This window comes from Bacillus sp. JJ1122, assembly GCF_036964885.1.
Lineage (GTDB): Bacteria > Bacillota > Bacilli > Bacillales > Cytobacillaceae > Mesobacillus.
The window spans coordinates 243,179-260,945 of sequence record NZ_JBALQL010000001.1; the positions used below are offsets into that span (position 1 = coordinate 243,179).

Sequence of the window (17,767 nt, forward strand, 5' to 3'; positions counted from 1 at the left end):
CTGCGGGGTCTCACCTGACCAGCTAAGCCTGCAGGAGTCTACGCGCCTTCCACTACAATCAACAGGTTTTAATAAACAACATCGGGCATTAACACAGCCATTTTTAAAAAATTCTGCTCTGTAATTGTCTCTTTGCACTGGTTGCTATCCAAATCGTTTACGATCAGCTTATAGCAAATGGAAAAGATGGATTAATGGCCATACAAAAAGCAAGCTGTCAAAACGGTCAAGCATTCCGCCGTGTCCTGGCAAAATATTGCCTGAATCCTTCACATTATAATGCCTTTTCATAGCTGACTCCACCAGGTCTCCGATTTGTCCAAAAACGGATAGGAACGCTGTCGCAGCAATCAGCAGAATAGCGGATACTTCCATGTCAGCGAAAACGCTGAACAATACTGCTATGATCAACGCGGATAGTACGCCGCCAAAAAAGCCTTCTGTCGTTTTATTCGGGCTGATTTCTGGCCATAGCTTATGTTTGCCAAACGCTCGGCCGATAAAATATGCTCCAGAATCGGTAGCCCATATCATAAATAGTGAATAGAACACGTATGTTAAACTCGCTTCTCTAGTTTCAATGAAATAGAAAAAGCCTAGTCCAACATATAAAACAGACAAAATCGAAAATGCTGCATCCTCAAATGTAAAACGGTTCTTCGTAATGACTGTGTATGTCAAAAATATAAGCAAACCAAGCATGAATAGCTCGGTTTTTGAATAATTCAAGCTATCAAAGATGCCCTGGTACTGCTCTGGAATCATGAAAACCCATAGTAGTAGTAATGATATAATTCCAGAAACGGAAAACAGCTTTAACTTCCTCATCTTTAGCGCTTCATATAAAGCAATGGAAGCGATAAGATATACCATTACTATAAATGGCAAACCCCCAAATATAACGATTGGAAGGAAAACTGCTGCTGCTGCGACTGCTGTAATGATTCTCTGCTTCATCTATTCATTCACACCTTTATTATACTCCTCCAAAACGCCTCTGGCGGCTCTGGAATGCTTCGATTGCTTCGACAAAATGCTCCTCGTTAAAATCAGGCCATAGAACATCGGTGAACCAGAATTCGGAATACGCAAGCTGCCATAGCATAAAATTGCTTAAACGGATTTCTCCGCTTGTCCTGATTAATAAGTCTGGATCATTTAGCTCTTTTGTCATTAAATAGGAAGAGAAAACTTCCTCGTTTAGTTCATCTTCATCCATTATACCACTTTGAACGTCAGCCAAGACCCTCTTGACACCATCAAGAATTTCTGCACGACTCCCATAGTTAAGTGCAAAATTGAGGGTAAGGCCAGTATTCCCCTTGGTATCCTCCATCGCCTTACTAACTGCCTTCCTGGTGTGCTCCGGAAGCTTATCGATATAGCCAATCATTTCAACCCGCACATTTTCTTCAATCAGTTCGGGCAGGAAAGTTCCTAGAAATTCTTCTGGCAGTTTCATAAGAAAATCAACTTCCATTTTTGGTCGTTTCCAGTTTTCAGTTGAAAAAGCATATACTGTTAGAGCTTTAACACCAAGTTCGTTTGCAAGCTTTGTTATTTTCCGAACAACCTTCATACCTTCATGATGGCCAGCGACTCGAGGCAAAGCACGCTTTTTGGCCCATCGTCCATTCCCGTCCATAATAATGGCTACATGGGAAGGTACATCATGGTCTTTAATTTGATGGATACGATCTCGGAGACTGGAAGAATTATTCTGGTTCTTCCATAGATTCATTTTATTTAACATTAGGACAGCTCCCCCAAAAAGATAATCTTTAGCTCCGATCAGAAAAGCGTAAACGCCTGAATGGAACATTTAAGATCAGGCGCTAAAGCTGGACAACTCTCGAAGAAAAACATTTAATGAAATTTCTTATAAATCTCTGCTTATTCCGCATGCCACTATCATACCAAAAAAGAAAAAAGATATCTCTATAAATGGATGGGATCAAGCAATTGTTTTAATCCGGCTTATCCCATTCTTTTTATGCAGAAAGAGCCTTATATAAAGATTATGTACATGTTATGTGATAAAGAATAAGAACCAGCATTATTATAGTCTATCTTTTATGCCGGAAGCTTAGTCGTTTTCTAGTGAATATATGTATAGAGAAAAAACCCCCTGGAAAACAGAGGGTTTTCGTAAATGATGCATAGTGTGGAAGCAGACTTACTAGAAGCCGGCTATATTCAAGCCAAAATTATACTTCCAATAGTTCTTTTTCTTTTTCTTTCGTAATCTGATCGATTTTAGCGATGTGTTCATCAGTCATTTTTTGAATGTCATCAGAGTAGCCGCGCAGATCATCTTCGGTGATTTCACCGTTCTTCTCAAGCTTTTTCAAGTCTTCATTGCCATCTCGGCGAATATTGCGGACTGCAATTTTTGCATCTTCTGCTTCCTTTTTCACAAGCTTCGCAAGCTCTTTACGGCGTTCTTCTGTAAGCTGAGGAATAGCAAGTCTGATGATCGAACCGTCATTTGACGGATTCAATCCTAAATCAGATTTTAAAATCGCTTTTTCAATTTCACCAAGAATTGTCTTGTCATAAGGCTGAATTACAAGCAGACGAGCCTCAGGTACGGAAATACCTGCAAGCTGGTTTACTGGAGTAGGTGCTCCGTAATAATCAACCTGGATTCTGTCAAGAAGAGAGGCGCTGGCTCTGCCCGCACGAATGCTGGCCAGTTCGCGAGTATATGCTTGAATCGCTTTTGTCATTCTTTCTTTTGCATTAGCAATTGCTTGTTTTGGCATTAGTTTTTCCCCCTCACAATAGTTCCGATTGTTTCTCCCATAACTGCCCTTTTGATATTACCTTTCTCCATGATCGAGAAAACAATTAATGGGATATCATTGTCCATGCATAATGATGAAGCTGTGGAATCCATTACAGCTAAACCTTCCTTTAAGACATCCAAATAAGATAGTTCATCATATTTAGTCGCATTCTTATCAACCCGTGGGTCTGCAGAATATACGCCATCAACATTATTTTTCGCCATCAGGATTACATCTGCTTCAATTTCGGCAGCGCGTAACGCAGCTGTTGTATCTGTTGAGAAGTATGGATTTCCTGTTCCTGCTGCGAATATGACAACACGAGTTTTCTCTAGATGCCTGATTGCTCTTCTTCTGATGTAAGGCTCAGCCACCTGGCGCATTTCAATGGAAGTTTGAACCCTTGTTTCGATCCCTGCTTGTTCCAGGCTGTCCTGTAAAGATAGGGAATTCATGACCGTTGCGAGCATGCCCATATAGTCTGCCGTCGCTCTGTCCATTCCCATTTCTTCACCGATTTTGCCTCGCCAGATATTTCCACCGCCTACAACAACGGCGACTTCAACACCAAGTTCTGCAATCTCTTTTATCTGGTCTGCAACATTTTTTATTACCGACGGATTGATGCCAAATCCTTGTTCTCCGGCTAAAGCTTCTCCACTTAACTTTAAAACAACTCTTTTGTATTTTGGGCTGGTCATAGGGTACCTCCATATGTAATTTCTAAAGCTATGTCCAAAAACAGGGAACACAAAGTGTTCCCTGCAATTACATAGGCTAGTAATAATTATTTCTTGTTAACTTGGTTCATTACTTCTTCAGCAAAGTTATCTTCACGCTTTTCGATGCCTTCGCCTACTTCATAACGAGTGAACTCACGTACTGTTGCGCCTTTTGATTCAACAAACTGACGTACCTTTTGATCTGGGTTCTTAACAAAAGTCTGGTCAAGTACACAAACATCTTCGAAATATTTGCTTAGACGGCCTTCAACCATTTTAGCAACGATGTTTTCTGGCTTGCCTTCGTTAAGAGCTTGTTGAGTAAGGATTTGGCGCTCGTGTTCAACTTCTTCTTGAGAGACTTCGTCACGAGATACATATTTAGGTCTTAATGCAGCGATATGCATAGAAACATCTTTAGCAGCTGCTTCGTCAGTAGTACCCTCAAGAACAGTTAGAACGCCAATGCGTCCGCCCATGTGAAGGTATGCACCAAAAGCATCATTGTCAGTTTTAGTCTTGATTTCAAAGCGGCGAAGTGAAAGCTTTTCACCAATTTTAGCGATAGCAGCGTTGATGTGGCTTTCAACTGTTGCACCGTTTTCCATTGTTTGAGCGTTTGCTTCTTCTGCAGATGCTGGCTTGTTTTTAAGAAGGTGTTCAGCAAGTTCTTTAACAAGTACTTGGAAGCCTTCGTTCTTTGCAACGAAATCTGTTTCAGAGTTCACTTCAAGGATTACAGCTTCATTACCTTCTGTAAGGATGTAAGTTGTTCCTTCAGCAGCAATACGGTCAGCTTTCTTAGCAGCTTTCGCGATTCCTTTTTCACGAAGGTAATCAATCGCTTTGTCCATATCACCATCTGTTTCAGTAAGTGCGTTTTTGCAGTCCATCATACCTGCGCCAGTTTTTTCACGTAGTTCTTTTACCATTTGTGCAGTAATTGCCATAATGAAATTCCTCCTAGAATCATGATTATGTAACTATACTTAATTTTTACTTCATTTAGCCATTATAAACCTTAACAGGAGTTATAAAGGATTAAATGACTTATGCTCAAATAAAAAAGCTTTTATAGAGCCAAGTCTTAAAAAAAGGTGATAAAGGGTGCTTCCCTATATCACCTTTTTCAAATTAAGCTTCTACAGCTTCTGTAGTTTCTTCGCCTTGCTTAGCTTCGATAATAGCGTCAGCCATTTTAGCAGTAAGCAATTTAACAGCGCGGATCGCGTCATCATTCGCAGGGATAACTACGTCGATTTCATCCGGATCACAGTTTGTATCAACAATTCCAACGATAGGAATGTTTAATTTGCGAGCTTCAGCAACAGCAATGCGTTCTTTGCGTGGGTCAATGATGAAAAGAGCATCTGGAAGGCCCTTCATGTCCTTGATTCCGCCCAAGAATTTTTCTAAACGCTCTTGCTCTTTCTTCAATTGAACTACTTCTTTCTTAGGAAGTACTTCAAAAGTTCCGTCTTCAGACATTCTTTCGATGTTCTTAAGACGAGAGATACGCTTTTGGATTGTTTCGAAGTTTGTTAAAGTACCACCCAACCAGCGTTGGTTAACATAGTACATACCAGAACGAGCTGCTTCTTCTTTAACAGAATCTTGAGCTTGTTTCTTAGTTCCTACAAAAAGAACAGTTCCGCCGTTACCAGCAAGTTCTTTCACGTAGTTGTAAGCTTCTTCTACCTTCTTAACTGTTTTTTGAAGGTCGATGATGTAGATGCCGTTACGCTCAGTGAAGATATACTTCTTCATCTTTGGGTTCCAACGGCGAGTCTGGTGACCGAAGTGTACACCAGCTTCAAGCAGTTGCTTCATAGAAATTACTGACATGTTGTTTCCTCCTAATGGTTTTGATTTCCTCCGCCCATGTCATCTTCAGCCAGCAACTGTCGAAACAGCACCAGATGGCCAAATCAATGAACGTGTGTATTAACACCATGAGATAATATAGCATATATAAAACTGACTTTCAAGTTATTCTTACGTTTTTTGACGAAATTTAAGCAAAAGCTCTATTTCTGTTCTTCCTTTATTAAGGTCCCGTGCAATCTCATCTACGGAGAAACCTTTATTTTTCAGGGAAATCACACGGTCTACAAAGCTTAATTGCTGTAATTCTGAGGAATCATCGATGATGAGCAGATCTTCCAAGTCGCTTTCTGCCTCGTCTTCCTTCAAAGTCGATTTATCGCTATTTTGCTTATAGGCTTTCTTTGCTGCATGATAGGAAACCCCTTTGCCAATTCTCGGTGGGAGTTCCTCCTTTTGTTCTTTGTCAGGACTATCGTTGGATTGGCTATCAAATTCGATACCGGTTTTTCTGACGTTATTCGCAGTCATTATATTATCGATGAATTTATCGTTTTCTTCCTTCATCTCCAGCAGGTACGAGGAAAATACTTCTTCAATTTCCCCAATGATTCTTTCCTGCTTTTTCTCTGCATCAACAAGCCTGTTTTGCCTTAGATATAAAAGGATAATTGCGAATATGGCTGCTGCGTTTAGTATGAGGCTAAGGAGTAGTAGAAAAGTGGTCATAACATCCCTCTATCCGCTGTAATCAATTACCTTTCCCTTATAGGGATGGTTTTGCTGTATGTGCTGTGTTTCGCTATTTTTCTTTTTGTCAGGATTCCTTTGTTCCTGATGATGATTTGAAGATCCATCATCTTTATTAAGACGTGCTTCTTGCTTTTGGTTGTTTTTGATCACTGTTTTGCGTTTTAATTCCTCTTCCTTTGTTACACTTTGTGCGGCATGTTGCTGAAGATGCTGCCCACGCTGCTGGAGTTGTTCCTGAATCTTGCCGGCATCCTGTGTCCTCGGAAGCGCAATCTGCATTTCGATTGCCTTGAGGCTCATCCTGTCACTTCCTTAATGGTTGACTTTTTCTGCTTCTGCTAATGGATGGATGCTGATTTCACTATTGTAAAGATTAAACCTAACCTGCTTGTAAACCTGATTTGTCACTTGGGCATACTTCCCAAAATACACCTTTGTATTCGGAAATACTCTGTCAAAAACCATTAACGTAGAATGTAATCGATCTTGTTTTTCAGCTTGCAGGACGTGTAGTTCATCACTTAATTCTAATAAGCTGCTCTCAATGCTTTGTCTTGTGGCTCGCTGCTTACTGATCATTCTTTGCTGCTCATCTGTAAGTTTACCTGTGTGTTTAACCATTTCAGTAATCTTCACTTCTATTTCAGTAAGCTTTTTGATGTTTGCTTTAGCTTTTTCGATAGACTTGATCGTTTCCAACTCTGATTTTTCCAGAGTCGGATCCCAACCTACTGCAAGCTCTGATTTTGTAAATAGTTCATTCCCTAAATCCTTAACGAAAATATTCCTGCCTGCAGAAATAGTGCCGCCAATCAACGTCCCTGTTCTGCAGTCAACGTTACCGCCAGCGATTATCCTGCTGTGGAGGATTGATGTTTTAACGATCACATCTTGCCCCGCTTTTACATTCGCCTGATTAAGGTAATTAACGAGTACATTTCCGCCTGCTGTTATACTTCCTTTCATTCCTCCGGCCACTCCGCCATGAATGATGATATTTCCAGCAGCTTGAAGTGATGATGCCTCCACCAGGCCATGAACCCATATGTCTCCACCAGCCTTGAGCTCGTATCCACTAGGTACATTTCCTCTAATCGTAATATTTCCAACAAAATCAAGATTACCCGTTTTTAAATCCAAATCACCCTTTACCTCAAAAACCGGGTTCACGGAGATGGATGTATTCGTAATACTGACCTTGCCGTCTATCATAGAATAAAACTTGCCTGATTTATTTAAAACATTGTTGCCTGCCTTGATTCTCAGAGGACGGCCATTCCTGCCACGAATCTGCCGCCCTGTTACATCAAGTCCATCTATCCCCTCGCCAGCTGGAATCTCGGTTGCAAGGAGCTGGCCTTTTGTAACTGACGGTATATGAAGGACCACCCGAAAATTGAATGCTTCCTTATCTGCATGAGTCATCTCTTTTAGTTCATTGCGTAAATATGCATCTGCTCCATTTACCGCAGGCTTTCCAGCCGCTACAGTAATTGGATATTGGACGGAGGAAGGATTGAGAGCGACTGACTCCAATACATCCTGCATGACTCCAACTGAGATGTGATTTTCCATTAACAGCTCTGAAAGACTGTTGACTGAGACCGAGTCGATCTTTTCATCTTTCCTTACATTCAGCACTGCTGTCAAACGGTCCTTTGTCAGCTCTACCTCATATGCTTTTACCATCTTTATCCCCTGCCCTATTACACTTTCTCTAGCCATTTCCTTAATTTGAAGATTGCTTTAGAGTGTATTTGAGAAATCCTGGATGTAGATAAATCCATAACCTGACCTATTTCTGTAAGTGTCAATTCTTCTTTATAAAATAAACTTAGAACAAGCTGTTCTTTATCATTCAATTGAGAAACCATTGCCGTCATTTCTTCAATCATTTCTGCTTTTATTAGCTTCTCCTCTGGAATTTCCGATTTTTCATCTTTAATGGAAAAGGATTGATTGTCACGGTCATCATGGTCATTAGGCTGCTCATCGATTGATAGAACATTCGCGAAAAAGTGTTCATTGATGGTGGTGCAAATTTCACCTTGATCCATATTTAATTCCTGGGCAATTTCCTCAACTGTTACATTTCGCATAAAACGCTGTTCCAGCTTTTCAATTGCAGCATCGATCTTTTTCGCTTTCTCCCTCGTACTCCTAGGGAGCCAATCTTCTTTCCTTAACCCATCTAAAATGGCTCCGCGAATGCGAAATGAAGAATATGTATCAAATTTCAAATCCCGTTTCGGATCAAATTTTTCAAGAGCATCATACAAGCCAATCATCCCTAGGCTTTTTAGATCATCCCTTGAAACGCTTTTTGGAAGATTTACCGATATTCGCTGCACATGATAGGATACAAGCGGCATATATTTTTTTATCAGTAAATTACCTGCATCCGGATCACGGGATTGCACCCATTTGTCCCATGTTATCTGATCTTCCGAAGTCGATCCCCGCACCATTGTAATCCTCCTCACGCGCATACCGCATTATTCTTGGTTGTTGGCTTTCGCATTTGCTTGCTGCAAGTTTGCGAAGTAAGCCTTGATGATTTCTTCTTTCAAAAAGTGCTTTGATCCAGCTTCAAGAATCAAGCTTTCTTAATAATTGGCTGTTTAGTTCGAAATTGATTCTTGGACATTATTTATTGGAGTGGAAAATTGCTCTTCCCAAGGAAAGCGAAGCACCTGGAACAGAAAACATCAGTTGATTTTTTAGCAAAGTAGCTTAGTAATTTAATAAATTTATATCTCACTATTACCCTTATTAACTGTCCTGATTTGCATCAAACCCGTTTTTGGGTCGAATTCTATCGTTCGCCCGCTGTTTCCCCCGACATCCTGGGCAACTACCGGAATTCTTAATACCTTTAATTCATGAAGGACTGCATCTACATTCCTTGGGCCAATTCGCATCAAATCGCTGCTGCCGGAAAATTGGAACATTTGAGCTCCGCCTGCAAGCTTGGCTTTCACCCAGGATGGCCTTGCTCCCAACTTCAACATCCTGGCGTAAAGCGCTTTAATTGCTGTATCAGCATATTTTGCTACATTTACAGGACCTGATTTTGACAGTGATGAATCCGGAAGCATTACATGGGCTAGTCCTGCTAATTCCCTGCCCTGGTCATACAAAACAACTCCTACACATGACCCCAGACCTGTTGTCTTGATTAAATAAGGCGATTTCACCGTGTTAAGATCAGCAATACCAACTTTTATGATTTCTGCAGTACTATACATCAACCAGTACTCCCAAAGCTTTGAAAATAGTATTAAAGGATTCAGGATCTGGCAGGAGAAAGAAATGTCCTTTTACACTTTCATCAGCCTGACCATCATCTTCATTTAATGCTGTATCAATCACAATTGCATAATCGCTGGCCTGCGATAGTTCAAGAAGGCCAAAACTTATGACAGCCCCAGCCATATCAATACTCAGAGCTGGAACTGACGGCATAAGATTTAACTGCGTAAAATCAGATAATGAGCTCAGGTAAGAACCTGACAGGATGTTTCCCATTTCTTGCAATGCAGACAACGCCAATTCATTAACTTCCGAATCTAAAAAAGAAAATGTCTGATCACCAATCAACAGGCGAATGAATTTCTCCGCTTGCTGTAATGGCAGGACAAAAAACATGCTTCCAGGAGCGTCTCCTTCAATTCGCAAGAATACGCTCGCTATGACACTTTCTGCTCCACCAGCCATTTCCATCATTTCATCAAAACTGACAACTCTGACATTGGGAACCTTCATATCAATCTTTTTATTTAATAATGTAGAAAGTGCTGTAGCTGCATGACCTGCTCCGATATTGCCAACTTCCTTTAATATATCAATATGCATATCAGATATTTTTATATGAAACGACATATTATGACCCCTTCAGCCTTTACAGATCTATTTCCCCTATAACTCCAAGAATATTTTCTAAATCAATCAAAATTAGCAGGCGTTTGTCTAGTTTGATTACTCCATTGATAAATTCAGCTGCTTCAGCACCTACGATTTCGGGAGGCGGTTCGACAATGCTTGAAGGAATATCGATTACATCGTTTGCTCCATCGACAATGAGGCCAACTTCAGCTTCCCCGACCGAGACAATAATCACCCTAGAGCTATCTGTATAACCCTGTTCCTCAATGCCAAAACGGACCCGCAGATCGATCAATGGTGTGACGACTCCTCTAAGATTCATGACACCTTTTACAAAAGGTGAAGTGTGGGGCACTCTTGTGAAATGCATGATTTTTTCAATTGATTTCACCTGGCCAACGGGAACAGCATATTCTTTTTCATTTAATTGGAAGACAATTACCTTTAAGTCTGATACCAACATTTCAGCCATTTTGTTCACTCCTATATTTTCAGCATGCACATAAAATCATAAACACAGTTTAGAATTATTTAATTAATGCATTGCAGTCTACGATTAATGCTACCTGACCATCTCCGAGGATTGTTGCACCAGAAATTGCAAACACATTTGTTAAATAGTTCCCCAGTGACTTCAGCACTACTTCCTGCTGGCCGATAAATGAGTCCACAACCAATCCTGCCATCTTATCACCCTTCCGGACAATGATCACAGAATGGAATTGGTCATCTTTTGGTTCAGAAGGAACTTCAAAAATGTCCTTCAAAAACAGAAGTGGAACTACCTTGCCTCTAAAATCAATAACCTTTTGGTTATGGGCTTTTAGAATATCTGTATCTTTGATTATTGCTGTTTCAATAATCGATGAAAGAGGAATCGCAAATTTTTCCTTCTGAATCTCAACTAGCATGACAGAAATTATTGATAATGTAAGCGGAAGCTGTATAGAGAAAATCGTTCCAGCGTTTTCTTTTGAATCAATTGAAATAGAGCCGCCTAACGATTCGATTGTATTTTTGACAACATCTAAGCCTACTCCCCGGCCAGAAATATCAGAGATTTTCTCAGCTGTTGAAAAACCGGAGGAAAGGATTAATTCATACACTTGCTTATCAGTCATTGCTGGCGCTGCTTGCTCAGATACAATCCCTTTGCTGACTGCCTTTTTCAATACTTTCTCTCTGCTGATCCCAGCTCCATCGTCTTCGATTTCTATGAATACATGGTTGCCGCTATGGAAGGCTCTTAAGACTACCGTTCCTTCCTCGCTCTTACCTTTCGCACGGCGCTCTTCAGGTGATTCTACTCCATGGTCAACAGAATTTCTCAGAAGGTGGACAAGCGGGTCACCAATTTCATCAATAACCGTACGGTCTAATTCCGTTTCCGCACCAACAATTTCCAGATTGATCTTTTTGTTCAGATCACGCGCGAGCTGGCGGATCATGCGAGGGAATCTATTAAAAACTGTTTCTACTTGAACCATACGCATATTTAAAATGATATTTTGCAAGTCTCCGGAAATCCTTGACATGCGCTCGACAGTTTCGGTGAGTTCAGTATTTTCGAGTTCCTTTGATATTTGTTCCAGCCTGCCTCTGTCTATGACCAGTTCTTCAAACAAATTCATCAGAATATCCAAACGCTCAATATTCACTCGGATCGTCTTGCTGCTGTTATTCTTGCTATTATTCTTCTTTTCTACTGCAGGAAGCACTTCCGCCTCAACTGAATGCTCACTCATGACCATTTCAGCAGTGGTTTCATTCTGCTCGATCACATGTGGTTCAAGTTCATTTGTCAAAGCTTTAAAGTCATCCAATTCAAGTGATCTTACATTCGTTTTGACCACTTCGGATACCTTCATGATTTTCCCTTTAATGTCATCCTGGTTTTCTTTAGACACAATCGTCACAGAAAATTCAGAATCAAATTGTTCCTCTTCCAGCTGCTCTACAGAAGGGTTCGCTTTAATTACTTCGCCAATCTGTTCCAATACCTCAAAAACCATATATACTCTGGCTGCTTTTAAAAGACAATCTTCCCGCAAGCCGATGGATACTTCATAAACGCCAAAACCTTGTTCCTTTGATTGCTTCAGCACAGTAAGTTCAAATTCATCATAGTTTGAAAGCAATGGAGCTTCCACAGTAATTGTAGCTGCTGCCTCTGCATTAGCTTGTGTTAGTGGATGCTCGCCCATCTCAATCAATTTCAATTTAGCGACAGCTTCAGAGACATCCATTTTCCCGTCTCCGCCTGTTGCAATCGATTGGACCATCTCTTCAAGGTGGTCAACTGCAAGGAAAATGACATCAAGCAATTCAGGACTCGTTTTCAGACGGCTGTTACGGATTGCATCCAGCACATTCTCCATTTGGTGAGTCAGGCTTGCCAAGTCTTCGTAACCCATTGTTGCTGACATCCCTTTTAAGGTATGAGCAGATCTGAATATCTCATTGATGATCGTCAAATCTTCAGGGTTCTTTTCAAGTTCTAATAATTGTTCATTACAGGCCTGCAAATGTTCTTTACTTTCTTCAATAAAAACTTCAAGATATTGATTTAATTCCATGTGCTCCGCACCCCCGGCCTTAAATATAATTCATGATTGATTCTGCTATATTTTCTACATTCACCACTTCATCCACCAAATTAGTTGCAATAGCGGATTTTGGCATCCCAAAAACAATAGAAGTTTCCTGTGATTCAGCAATGGCTTTTACATTCCCGTTTTTCTTCATTTCGATAAGACCCTTGGCTCCGTCCGATCCCATTCCCGTCATGATGACTGTTATTTTTGAAACATGCTTCAAACTGCTAACCGACTCAAACAGAACATCCACTGAGGGGCGATGGCCATTGCGTGGCGCAGATTGTCCAAGACTGACAGCGAGGCTCGTCCCAATACTTTTCACCTCAAGATGCAAACCACCTGGAGCGATATAGGCTGTTCCCTTTTGCAGCAGCTCTCCGTCTTCAGCTTCCTTTACTTTAATTTCACTTAAGGAATCAAGTCTGTTGGCAAGGGACTTTGTAAAGCCCGCAGGCATATGCTGTACCACCAGAATTGGTGAGCCAAAATCCTTTGGCAATGATGTTAAAACTTGCTGCAGAGCTCTTGGGCCACCCGTCGAAGTACCGATACAGACGACTTTTTTTGCACTGGCATCATGTCTGTTCCCTTTAATAGACTGTTTTTCCGACGCTTTTTTTTCTGAGGTGATAAACCTTTTTTTATTCTTTGAAGCGAAAAGGATATGATCTTGATGAATATCCGTTATTTTGGGCAGATTAGCTTTACTTGCGGAAAGAATCTTTTCAATCAGCTCCGCCTTAATTTTATGTAGGTCGATTGAAATGGAGCCTGAAGGTTTTGCTACAAAGTCCACTGCTCCTGCCTGAATTGCCTGAAGGGTGGTATCCGCACCTTCCTTTGTTGTGCTAGACAGCATGACGACAGGCATCGGCTGTTCCTCCATGACTACCTTTAAAACATCCAGACCATTCATGATTGGCATCTCGACGTCCAGAGTAATGACATCCGGACACAAGGCCCTCCATTTCTTTATTGCATCTTCTCCATTTCGTGCAGTGCCAATTACCTCAATCCTGGAATGTTCAGATAAAAAGTCGCTTATCAGCTTTCTCATAAAAGCCGAATCATCTACGATGAGAACCTTAATTTTTGCCAATTCGACCACTACCTTTCGAAAAGGAATTGCTTTAATCTTGCTGTAAAACTTCTGTTATCTCTCTTTTCGGCATTGTAGCTTACTTTTTCCATATATTTTTCCAAAATGGCGGCCATTCCCTTTGAAACTTGTGACCGTTCATTGAACATTACAAACGGAATTTGCCTTTTTACCGCTTCATGAACACTTTTGTCATCCGGAAGCATTCCAAGCTTAATCGTTGATCGGCCGAGAAACTTCTTTAAAACATCTTCCAGCCGAGAAAGCGTTTCATTACCTTCCTTAACTGTTCCAGCCCTGTTGACAACCAGGTAAAATGGTAAAGTTGAATCAGCCATATGGATATATTTCATGGTCGCATATGCATCCATTAGGGAAGTAGGTTCTGTTGTAGTAATCACAAAGATTTCATTGACTGATAGAAGGATTGACAGCGTTTCTTCGTTCAATCCTGCTCCCATATCAAATATAAGATAATCATATTTTTTCAGGACTTCTCCAAGGCTTGATGTGAAATAATCGACGGTATTACGATCCATTTTAATTAACTGGCTTAAGCCTGTACCACCAGAAATATATTCGATTCCTTCTGGTCCCTGAAAAATAATCTCTTCCAATGTAGACTTACCGGAAAGAAAGTCGGCGATTGATAGATGAGTGCTTCTTCCCATCAATATCTCAATATTCCCCATCCCGATATCAAGGTCAAATAACAACACCTTAAGTCCTTTCCTTGCTAAGGATATTGAGAAATTCAGTGAAAAGTTGGACTTGCCAACCCCTCCCTTTCCGCTTACTACAGCTAGCGTTTTCGCTTCCTTATTCAAGGTTGTTTGTTTTAGCCGTTCTCTTAGTTTCTCCGCCTGGTCACTCATAGCTGCTGACTCCAAGAATAGTATTTACAATGATTTCCGGATTTGCTTCTATCAAATCATCGGGCACATCCTGGCCATTCGTCAAATAAGCGATGCCCGTCGAGAACTTCTGTGAAATATTCAGCATTGCTCCATAAACGGATGTTTCATCTAATTTGGTAAAGATGAATTTGTCGATGGTGATGAGCGAAAATTGGTTTCGGATTTCTTCCATATCCTTTTGTTTCGAAGTTAAAGCAAGCACAAGGAAGGTTTCCATGTCATTATTAAAATCAATCACATTTTTCAAATCGCTGACATATTTTTGATTTCTAAAGTTCCTTCCGGCTGTATCGATAAAAACGACATCATAGTCCTTGAACTTTTTTGTCGCTGTCTGAAAGTCTTCGATGTTATAACAGACTTCAATCGGTACATCGAGAATTTTCGCATATGTTTTTAATTGTTCAATTGCAGCAATCCGATATGTATCAGTCGTGATAAACGCTGCCTTTTTATGATGCTTCAATACACATTCCGCTGCAATCTTTGCGAGAGTCGTGGTTTTCCCCACACCGGTCGGACCGATCACATTGACGAATTTCTTTTGAAAAGAAATACCTCCAAACGGTTGGCCAGCCAGCTTTTGAGTGATGGCTTCCGCACTCCATTTTCTGATTTCTTCATTGTTGGCAGATGCTCCACTTAAATACCATCTTTCTAGAAGAGCTGGTGCCAGCTCATCGATTAATCCTGTATCCATCTCCTGGGTTTTAAAGTACTGCAGCTGCCTGCTGACTGGCTCAGGCAAAGACATCGGTATATCAGGCTGTGAACCATTACTTTTCAGCAGTTCCTTTAACTGTGCAATTTCCCTTATCAACTCACTATTGCCATTTGAAACCTGAATTGCTGGAGTTGCCTGATGCAGAACAGGCTGATGCTCATTTGCTGTTAGAGATTTTTTAATCAAAGGGTCTTTCTGAAACTTCTCCTGCATTGCAGGTTTCATGCTTATTTCTGTATCAGGATCTATGGCGGCGATGACTTCTATATTATTTTTACGAAAAAAACCCATGAAACCGCCTGTCTGGATGACGCGTGAGTTTAATATCACCGCATCGCTTCCAAGCTCCGCTCTCACTTGTTTCATTGCTTCGGGCATGGATGAAGCTGTATACTTTTTTACTTTCATTCTACATTCACCACTCCGACACTTTGGACTTCAACATTTGCTTCTAATTCGTTATAAGACAATACAGGGATTTGAGCAAAATATCTTTCGGTCAATTGACGCACATACATTCTGACAGCTGGAGAGCAGAGAACGATGGGAGTTTGTTCCATAATACTCAATTGTTCCACCTGACTTGCTACCGATTCCAGTATCCCCTGGGAGACAGCCGGATCTAGTGATAGATAGTTACCATGCTCTGTTTGCTGAACACCTTCGGCAATCAATTTCTCGACTCGTCCTGAAAGTGTAATGACCTTCAATGTATCTCCCATCCTTGAATACTGATTCGTTATCTGTCTAGCAAGTGCCTGGCGAACATATTCTGCCAAAATCTCAGTATCAGTTGTCACCTTTCCATAATCAGCAAGTGTTTCGAAAATGATCGGCAAGTTTCTGATTGAAACATTTTCCCTAAGCAGTTTTCCCAGTACCTTTTGAATTTCTCCGACAGACAATGGATTTGGTGTCGCCTCCTCCACGAGGATTGGATAACTTTCCCGTAAATGGTCAATCAGTTGCTTCGTTTCCTGTCGGCCAAGCAGTTCATGCGCATTTGCTTTTATGACCTCGGTAATATGCGTAGAAACGACCGATGGCGGATCAACCACTGTATAGCCAAATATTTCAGCCTGTTCCTTCATTTCTTCGGTAATCCACTTTGCTGGGAGTCCGAAGCTTGGCTCGATAGTATCGATACCTTCCACAGATTCATCATCTATTCCCGGACTCATTGCCAGATAATGGTCTAGAAGCAATTCGCCTCTGGCCATTTCGTTCCCTTTGATTTTTAGCCTGTATTCATTCGGCTGGAGCTGGATATTGTCGCGAATCCTGACAACAGGAATAACAAGACCTAACTCAATCGCGAGCTGTCTCCTGATCATAACAATCCTATCGAGCAAGTCTCCTCCTTGATTTGTATCTGCCAGCGGAATCAAACCATAACCAAATTCAAATTCGATTGGATCAACATTCAGCAAGTTGACAACACTTTCCGGACTCTTCATTTCATCCATCTGGATATCTTCTTCCATGTCCTCAAGCTGTTGTTTATCAGGTTCAGGAACACGCGAGAATGTATAGCCTCCAACTGCTAACAATGCCGCAAGTGGAATCGTGAGTATATCCGTAATTGGAGTGAACAAACCGAGCAGGAATATTGTTCCTCCTGCAACATAAAGCATTTTTGGATAAGCCGTAAGCTGAGAGGTAATATCAAATCCGAGATTTCCATCTGACGCAGCGCGTGTGACGACAATACCAGTAGCAGTGGAAATCAATAGCGCAGGAATTTGGCTGACGATTCCATCCCCTACGGTCAGCAATGAATATCTTTGTGCCGCATCACCAATTGCTAATCCTTGTTGAGTCATTCCGATGACTATTCCAAAAATTAAATTGATCAGAACGATAATGATACCGGCAATTGCGTCACCCTTTACGAATTTGCTGGCCCCGTCCATCGCCCCGTAAAAATCTGCTTCACGGCTAACCTTTTCGCGCCGTTCACGGGCTTGCTGCTCTGAAATCATTCCAGCATTCAAATCCGCATCAATACTCATCTGCTTACCTGGCATCGCATCGAGCGTAAATCTTGCAGCAACCTCTGATACACGTTCAGAACCCTTTGTGATAACGATAAATTGAATAATGATCAGGATGAGGAAAACAACCATCCCTACCACTACATTGCCGCCGACTACGAACGAGCCGAAAACTTCAACTACTCCACCAGCTTCTCCATGCGAAAGGATGGAACGTGTTGTTGAGACGTTAAGGCCTAATCGGAATAATGTTAAAATTAACAGCAATGAAGGAAAAACAGAAAATTGCAGAGGTTCCGTCATATTCATTGTGTTCAAAAGCACCAGAAGCGCAATTGATATATTTATCATGATCAATACACTTAATAGCCATGATGGAAAAGGAATGATTAACATCGCCACTATTAAAATGACACCAAAGATGACGGATAAATCTCTTGCTGACATATTTCTTCTCTCCTAA

Annotated in this window: 18 protein-coding genes; all 18 read right to left on the bottom strand. The window is 41.1% G+C overall.

From position 1 onward, the window contains the following. Positions 1 to 168 precede the first annotated feature (168 nt). Positions 169 to 957, bottom strand: coding sequence for a phosphatidate cytidylyltransferase (locus V7201_RS01185; RefSeq protein ID WP_335374951.1), 789 nt, complete (start codon positions 955 to 957; stop codon positions 169 to 171). A gap of 19 nt (positions 958 to 976) precedes the next feature. Further along, entirely contained in the window at positions 977 to 1,753 is a 777-nt protein-coding gene (locus V7201_RS01190) for an isoprenyl transferase (protein ID WP_335374952.1), read from the bottom strand. A 454-nt stretch (positions 1,754 to 2,207) separates the two neighbouring features. After that, positions 2,208 to 2,765 carry a ribosome recycling factor gene (gene frr, locus V7201_RS01195; protein ID WP_335374953.1) on the bottom strand — a complete coding sequence of 186 codons (558 nt, stop codon included), beginning with the start codon at positions 2,763 to 2,765 and terminating at the stop codon, positions 2,208 to 2,210. Continuing rightward, a complete protein-coding gene (pyrH, locus tag V7201_RS01200) occupies positions 2,765 to 3,490 on the bottom strand; it encodes a UMP kinase (protein ID WP_335374954.1) in 726 nt (241 codons plus the stop codon). Before pyrH ends, frr begins: the two co-directional genes overlap by 1 nt. Positions 3,491 to 3,576: 86 nt before the next feature. Further along, positions 3,577 to 4,461: a translation elongation factor Ts gene (tsf, locus tag V7201_RS01205; RefSeq protein WP_335374955.1), complete on the bottom strand. Its 885-nt coding sequence runs from the start codon at positions 4,459 to 4,461 to the stop codon at positions 3,577 to 3,579. A gap of 184 nt (positions 4,462 to 4,645) precedes the next feature. Then, complete coding sequence (rpsB, locus tag V7201_RS01210) at positions 4,646 to 5,356, bottom strand: 30S ribosomal protein S2 (RefSeq protein ID WP_251482945.1); 711 nt, start codon at positions 5,354 to 5,356, stop codon at positions 4,646 to 4,648. 150 nt (positions 5,357 to 5,506) lie between these two features. Continuing rightward, complete coding sequence (locus V7201_RS01215; RefSeq protein WP_335374956.1) at positions 5,507 to 6,064, bottom strand: hypothetical protein; 558 nt, start codon at positions 6,062 to 6,064, stop codon at positions 5,507 to 5,509. Between the two features lie 9 nt (positions 6,065 to 6,073). Next, the gene (locus V7201_RS01220; protein WP_335374957.1) at positions 6,074 to 6,388 is read right to left on the bottom strand and encodes a hypothetical protein; all 315 of its coding nucleotides are present in this window, start codon (positions 6,386 to 6,388) and stop codon (positions 6,074 to 6,076) included. Between the two features lie 12 nt (positions 6,389 to 6,400). Beyond that, a complete protein-coding gene (locus V7201_RS01225; protein WP_335374958.1) occupies positions 6,401 to 7,777 on the bottom strand; it encodes a DUF342 domain-containing protein in 1,377 nt (458 codons plus the stop codon). 17 nt (positions 7,778 to 7,794) lie between these two features. Continuing rightward, positions 7,795 to 8,553, bottom strand: coding sequence for a FliA/WhiG family RNA polymerase sigma factor (locus V7201_RS01230; RefSeq protein ID WP_438825002.1), 759 nt, complete (start codon positions 8,551 to 8,553; stop codon positions 7,795 to 7,797). 285 nt (positions 8,554 to 8,838) lie between these two features. After that, positions 8,839 to 9,336: a chemotaxis protein CheD gene (locus V7201_RS01235; RefSeq protein ID WP_335374960.1), complete on the bottom strand. Its 498-nt coding sequence runs from the start codon at positions 9,334 to 9,336 to the stop codon at positions 8,839 to 8,841. Next, entirely contained in the window at positions 9,329 to 9,970 is a 642-nt protein-coding gene (locus tag V7201_RS01240; protein ID WP_335374961.1) for a chemotaxis protein CheC, read from the bottom strand. Before V7201_RS01240 ends, V7201_RS01235 begins: the two co-directional genes overlap by 8 nt. A 19-nt stretch (positions 9,971 to 9,989) precedes the next feature. After that, positions 9,990 to 10,445, bottom strand: coding sequence for a chemotaxis protein CheW (locus V7201_RS01245; RefSeq protein ID WP_335374962.1), 456 nt, complete (start codon positions 10,443 to 10,445; stop codon positions 9,990 to 9,992). Positions 10,446 to 10,500: 55 nt separating this feature from the next. Beyond that, entirely contained in the window at positions 10,501 to 12,549 is a 2,049-nt protein-coding gene (locus V7201_RS01250) for a chemotaxis protein CheA (protein WP_335374963.1), read from the bottom strand. Between the two features lie 19 nt (positions 12,550 to 12,568). Then, positions 12,569 to 13,669, bottom strand: coding sequence for a protein-glutamate methylesterase/protein-glutamine glutaminase (locus V7201_RS01255; protein WP_335374964.1), 1,101 nt, complete (start codon positions 13,667 to 13,669; stop codon positions 12,569 to 12,571). A gap of 8 nt (positions 13,670 to 13,677) precedes the next feature. Next, complete coding sequence (locus V7201_RS01260) at positions 13,678 to 14,544, bottom strand: MinD/ParA family protein (RefSeq protein WP_335374965.1); 867 nt, start codon at positions 14,542 to 14,544, stop codon at positions 13,678 to 13,680. Further along, the gene (gene flhF / locus V7201_RS01265; protein ID WP_335374966.1) at positions 14,537 to 15,718 is read right to left on the bottom strand and encodes a flagellar biosynthesis protein FlhF; all 1,182 of its coding nucleotides are present in this window, start codon (positions 15,716 to 15,718) and stop codon (positions 14,537 to 14,539) included. Before flhF ends, V7201_RS01260 begins: the two co-directional genes overlap by 8 nt. Beyond that, a complete protein-coding gene (gene flhA / locus V7201_RS01270; protein WP_335374967.1) occupies positions 15,715 to 17,751 on the bottom strand; it encodes a flagellar biosynthesis protein FlhA in 2,037 nt (678 codons plus the stop codon). The genes flhF and flhA overlap by 4 nt, the downstream gene beginning before the upstream one ends. Positions 17,752 to 17,767: the final 16 nt, after the last annotated feature.

Excerpts from the sequence above, each read along its gene's own strand:
- V7201_RS01185 (WP_335374951.1), bottom strand. The coding sequence starts at position 957 with ATGAAGCAGAGAATCATTACAGCAGTCGCAGCAGCAGCAGTTTTCCTT.
- V7201_RS01190 (WP_335374952.1), bottom strand. The coding sequence starts at position 1,753 with ATGTTAAATAAAATGAATCTATGGAAGAACCAGAATAATTCTTCCAGT.
- frr (WP_335374953.1), bottom strand. The coding sequence starts at position 2,765 with ATGCCAAAACAAGCAATTGCTAATGCAAAAGAAAGAATGACAAAAGCG.
- pyrH (WP_335374954.1), bottom strand. The coding sequence starts at position 3,490 with ATGACCAGCCCAAAATACAAAAGAGTTGTTTTAAAGTTAAGTGGAGAA.
- tsf (WP_335374955.1), bottom strand. The coding sequence starts at position 4,461 with ATGGCAATTACTGCACAAATGGTAAAAGAACTACGTGAAAAAACTGGC.
- rpsB (WP_251482945.1), bottom strand. The coding sequence starts at position 5,356 with ATGTCAGTAATTTCTATGAAGCAACTGCTTGAAGCTGGTGTACACTTC.
- V7201_RS01215 (WP_335374956.1), bottom strand. The coding sequence starts at position 6,064 with ATGACCACTTTTCTACTACTCCTTAGCCTCATACTAAACGCAGCAGCC.
- V7201_RS01220 (WP_335374957.1), bottom strand. The coding sequence starts at position 6,388 with ATGAGCCTCAAGGCAATCGAAATGCAGATTGCGCTTCCGAGGACACAG.
- V7201_RS01225 (WP_335374958.1), bottom strand. The coding sequence starts at position 7,777 with ATGGTAAAAGCATATGAGGTAGAGCTGACAAAGGACCGTTTGACAGCA.
- V7201_RS01235 (WP_335374960.1), bottom strand. The coding sequence starts at position 9,336 with ATGTATAGTACTGCAGAAATCATAAAAGTTGGTATTGCTGATCTTAAC.
- V7201_RS01240 (WP_335374961.1), bottom strand. The coding sequence starts at position 9,970 with ATGTCGTTTCATATAAAAATATCTGATATGCATATTGATATATTAAAG.
- V7201_RS01245 (WP_335374962.1), bottom strand. The coding sequence starts at position 10,445 with ATGGCTGAAATGTTGGTATCAGACTTAAAGGTAATTGTCTTCCAATTA.
- V7201_RS01250 (WP_335374963.1), bottom strand. The coding sequence starts at position 12,549 with ATGGAATTAAATCAATATCTTGAAGTTTTTATTGAAGAAAGTAAAGAA.
- V7201_RS01260 (WP_335374965.1), bottom strand. The coding sequence starts at position 14,544 with ATGAGTGACCAGGCGGAGAAACTAAGAGAACGGCTAAAACAAACAACC.
- flhF (WP_335374966.1), bottom strand. The coding sequence starts at position 15,718 with ATGAAAGTAAAAAAGTATACAGCTTCATCCATGCCCGAAGCAATGAAA.
- flhA (WP_335374967.1), bottom strand. The coding sequence starts at position 17,751 with ATGTCAGCAAGAGATTTATCCGTCATCTTTGGTGTCATTTTAATAGTG.